The organism is Geminocystis sp. GBBB08, from assembly GCF_016743215.1.
In the GTDB taxonomy this organism is placed as follows: Bacteria; Cyanobacteriota; Cyanobacteriia; order Cyanobacteriales; family Cyanobacteriaceae; genus Geminocystis.
In genome coordinates this window covers 1-4,522 of record NZ_VRZC01000234.1, presented here as the reverse complement: position 1 = coordinate 4,522, position 4,522 = coordinate 1, and the positions used below count along the sequence as shown (strand labels likewise).

General features: G+C 33.0%; 5 protein-coding genes and 1 pseudogene. 4 read left to right on the top strand and 2 right to left on the bottom strand.

Features of this window, described 5'->3' with window-relative positions; translation table 11 throughout:
- The first annotated feature begins 238 nt into the window (after positions 1-238).
- Positions 239-1,045 carry a copper resistance protein NlpE N-terminal domain-containing protein gene (locus FWJ34_RS18400; protein ID WP_308256787.1) on the top strand — a complete coding sequence of 269 codons (807 nt, stop codon included), beginning with the start codon at positions 239-241 and terminating at the stop codon, positions 1,043-1,045.
- Between the two features lie 167 nt (positions 1,046-1,212).
- On the opposite strand, the gene FWJ34_RS18395 is transcribed toward FWJ34_RS18400, so the two are convergent.
- A complete protein-coding gene (locus FWJ34_RS18395) occupies positions 1,213-1,782 on the bottom strand; it encodes a Uma2 family endonuclease (protein ID WP_308256786.1) in 570 nt (189 codons plus the stop codon).
- 211 nt (positions 1,783-1,993) lie between these two features.
- On the opposite strand from FWJ34_RS18395, the gene psbV reads away from it, so the two are divergent.
- The 3 genes from psbV (at position 1,994) to FWJ34_RS18380 (ending at position 4,075) form a co-directional block, all read left to right on the top strand.
- Entirely contained in the window at positions 1,994-2,485 is a 492-nt protein-coding gene (gene psbV, locus FWJ34_RS18390) for a photosystem II cytochrome c-550 (protein ID WP_308256785.1), read from the top strand.
- Positions 2,486-2,763: 278 nt separating this feature from the next.
- Positions 2,764-3,858, top strand: a complete 1,095-nt coding sequence (locus FWJ34_RS18385; protein ID WP_308256784.1) for an ABC transporter ATP-binding protein — start codon at positions 2,764-2,766, stop codon at positions 3,856-3,858.
- 22 nt (positions 3,859-3,880) lie between these two features.
- Complete coding sequence (locus FWJ34_RS18380; protein ID WP_308256783.1) at positions 3,881-4,075, top strand: hypothetical protein; 195 nt, start codon at positions 3,881-3,883, stop codon at positions 4,073-4,075.
- 65 nt (positions 4,076-4,140) lie between these two features.
- Here FWJ34_RS18380 and FWJ34_RS18375 read toward each other — a convergent pair.
- Positions 4,141-4,522 (bottom strand): annotated as a pseudogene (locus FWJ34_RS18375) (DNA-binding response regulator); the annotation flags it as partial.

The window sequence follows — 4,522 nt, the reverse complement described above, 5'->3', positions numbered from 1 at the left end:
CATCAACAGTTAGATCAGTTAGTGATGAAGGCTTATAATTTTGATGAAAATGAGGATTTATTAACTCAAATCTTAACTTTAAATTTGGCGATCGCCGATTCAGAAAAATAGATTAGGTAATCATTCATAGTCAAAAATTCCGAAAATAAATTAAGAATGCAGAAAAATGAAACTTTGATTAAGTAAAAAACGTCATTAATTAAAAGTTAATCAGATTAAGTTACTAAATCTTAACATCATGAAAAATAAATCTTTAATAATTTCTATAGCCTTATTAAGCACATTATTATTGACTACTTATCGACAACCGTCTAACGCTGAAATAAAAATCGAATCAGGAAAACACACTATAATCGAGAGGAATGATAGAAGTGCTAATTCTTTAGACTGGAATGGCACTTATGAAGGTGTTGTGCCATGTGCTAGTTGCGAAGGTATTAAAACTACTTTAACCTTAAATCAAGATCTTTCTTTTGTGCTATTAACGCAATATTTAGGAAAAAGTGAAGAAGTGTTTGAGGTGAAAGGCACTTTTAAATGGAATGAAGAGGGAAATACAATAACTTTAGACAGTATAAAAGATGCACCAAATCAATTTTTGGTGGGGGAAAATATGTTATTTCAATTGGATATGTCAGGGAAGAGAATTACTGGAGATTTAGAAGATAAATATATGTTGAGTAAAGTTAACAATCAAGAAGTAACGATGGAGAATACTCGGTGGGAATTAGTGGAAATCATGGGTAAACCGGTGATAAAAAACGAAACTCAAAGAGAGGCTATTTTTATTACTTTTAATAAGGAAAAAAATAGAGTAAATGGTTTTAGTGGGTGTAATAACTTTATGGGAGGTATTGAAATAAAAGAAGGAAATCGGCTTAAATTTGAGCAAATGGCTTCAACGATGATGGCTTGTGAAAATATGGAAATAGAAAGCACTTTTTTACAAACATTACAGCAAGTGGATAATTATGGGATGAAAGATAATGTTTTAAGTCTTAATCGTGGGAAAATGGCTCCATTATTAAAATTTATTGCCCGTTAATTTCCTGAGAAATCAAAGAAGAAATTAGACACGAGTGCAAAATAAAAACATAATTAAATTGAGGCAGTTTATCATCAATTATCGCAACTATGCCTTGATGTCTAGTGCCTCTTGCCTGACTTGGTGCAAGAAGTCTATTGAAAGAAAGCCCTTGAGACATTTTGATGTTATTCAGGAAAGAAAAGGTTAATATTTCCTTCAAAGTCTGGTAATAAAGGAGAATTTAAAACATCATTTTTAAATAATGTTGCTGATAATACTAATTTTGCCTGTTGTCGGCGATATACTTCTACTTGATTAAGAAAACGATCAACTATCCAATATTCTTGAACTCCTTGCACAGAATATAACTTTAGTTTAACTTCTCGATCTCGCTTTTCTTGATTTGTACCTGGAGAAATTACTTCTACCACCAACTCGGGTGCGGCGATTAAATGCCCTGCGGAATCTTCGATTTGTGCTAATCTTGCTTTACTTACCCACACTAAATCGGGGATAACACTATCAGTCTCGGAGAAAATGATACCGGGGGCGATAATTGTTTCTCCTAAACCCGTTTTTTGATTCCAATTTTCTAATTGAAAAATAATTCTACCAATAATTTGTTGATGTTTACGATGAGGGCTACGAGTCACAAATAAATCTCCATCAATAATTTCATAATATTTATCTTCTGAATCAGGAAACACATCTAAATCAGAAATCGTCCAAATAACCTTGTCAATAGCTTGAGTCATAATAAACCATTAAGTAAAGACTATTTTTAGTATAAATTAGCAATGGGGAATAGTTATTAGTTATTACCTGAAATCTTAAACCTTAAACCTGAAAGAAATTAACAAAACGTTACAATAATTGATCTAACATGAAGCAATTTTAAGAGAAAATAATTAGGGTATAATCTGAAACTCAAAGAAAATACCGATCGAAAATATTTGTTTGAGAATTATGTTCAAAAAAGTTTTTTTAATGTTACTGGCGGGGATTATTATTGCATGGCAGTCTTTTACTGGTAATGCAAATGCCCTGAGTTTAAATGAAAATATTCGTACTGTGCCTTTAAATGAAGATGGTACTTCTATTACATTATCTAATCAAGAAGTCCAAGTTGGTTCAAGACTTTTTATTGACAATTGTGCACAATGTCACATTCAAGGTAAAACGAAAACCAATCCTAACGTGGGTTTAAGTAAAGAATCTTTGGCTAATGCCATCCCCGCTAGAGATAATTTACTTGGTTTAATTGATTATATTAAGCATCCTACTTCTTATGATGGTGAAGAAGATCTTTCTTTATTCCATTTAAGCACCGAACGTCCTGATCTTTGGCCCGAAATTCGTAACTATACTGATGAGGATATTAAAGCTGTTGCTGGTTATATCTTAACTCAAACTAACTCTGATCCTAAATGGGGTAAACGTTCACTTATCGAACCGTAATACACTGGTTAAAGAAATAACTTGATATTGATGAAGGTGAAAATAGAAGACTAGGAGACTAGGAGACTAGGAGACTAAAAAATTTTTGGTTGAAAAACCACCACATCGTAACATCAAATTATGCCCTTAATGACTATAATTAACAATTAACAATTAACAATCCTAAAATATATTTTAATTCCTCATTCCTCATTCCTCATTTCTCATTCCTGATTTATCATTTGTCATTTGTAAATAGATAGTAATTCCTTATTCCTCATTTCTAATTCCTTGTCTGTATGGCAACCGTTACCCTCGAAAATATTTCTCGCTCTTTTAATAAGGTTAAAGTTGTCTCTGATATTACGTTTCAAGTGCCTGATGGAGAATTTTGGGTGTTAGTTGGCCCTTCCGGTTGCGGTAAATCAACTATACTAAGATCGATAGCAGGGCTTGAATTTATAACTGAAGGTAATTTATTCTTTGATAATGTGTTAATGAATGCCATTCCAGCTAGAGAAAGAGATGTAGCAATGGTTTTTCAGAATTATGCTTTATACCCTCATCTCACGGTAGCAGAAAATCTGAGTTTTGGCTTAAAAATGCGTGGTGAAAAAAAACAAGTCATCGCTGAAAAGGTAGAGTTTGTTTCGCAAATTCTTGATATTAACCACTTATTAAGTCGCAAACCGAAACAGTTGTCAGGTGGGCAACAACAACGAGTAGCATTAGGTAGAGCTATTATTAGACAACCTAAAGTATTCTTATTAGATGAACCATTATCCAATTTAGATGCACAATTACGAGATCAAACACGCACAGAATTAAAAAAACTTCATAATAAGGTTGGCATTACCACTATTTATGTAACTCATGATCAAGTGGAAGCCATGACATTAGGAGATCGCTTAGTAGTATTAAATCAAGGAAAAATACAACAAATCGGCACACCAGCAGAAATTTATAATCACCCTGTTAATAAAATGGTAGCGACATTTTTAGGCACACCAGCCATGAATATTATCCCCGTTACTTATCATGATGGTGCATTTTGGATTAACGAACAACAGTCTCTTTCTTTAAATTCTTCATTGACGGAAAAAATCCCTTTTAATAATGGGCAAGGTTGGGATTTGGGCCTTCGCCCCGAATTTATTACCGTAATTAATGATAATCAAGAAAAATCTGGCAATACTATTTTACTAGAAGTAGAAGTTATCGAACCTTTAGGTAAAGAAATTCTTGTCACTGCAACGATTATCGATTCGGATATAAGCATTAATTTATTGTTACCGATTCAATGGGCGGGGAAAAGAGGCGATCGTCTCAAGGTAGAATTCAACTTAGATAAATTATATCTTTTTGATCCAACCACAGGAATGATTAGGAATTAAAAATGAGGAATGAAAATAAATTATGTCTCGTATCCTCATTAACCAATATTGCCGAGATTTAGAAACCAGAATCCGTTATGGTGGTAGTCGCAATGAAAGCTCAGTCAGATTTGCCTTTGCTACCCTACTAAATGGTTATTGTAAACCTCGTAATTTTATCTTAGTTGATGAGTTAACGATTAAAAGTCGCATCAATACTTCTATTCGCCCTGCTTAACAAGGGGGGTTGGGGGGATCAAAATCTTCCTAATCAACAATTCATCGAGGCAAGGGATAAATTCCTCAAAAAATGACTACCAATTTTTTTCTTAAGGCTTCCATACATAAAGCAACACGGAAATTCATTTTTCCTTTATCTAATAAATCTAATCCTAGTTTTATTTTTATTTTTTCGATATGTTTTTGTGTAGTTCTGTCTGAAAGGTTTAATTTCAAGGCGATCTCTTTATCCTGTAATGATTCTTTACATAACAACTCCAGAATTTGTAACTCTGTGGAATTGAATTCTAATTTATCTCGCAAATCTGACGGTAAAGTTAACAACCCTTCTAAGGCATTTTTAGCACCATCTAAAAAGAATTGTCGCCGTTGCATTTTAGATACTACAGAAAATCCCCCTTGATGGTTACTAATTTTTGAGATGTAAGGAGGTAATAAACTTCGT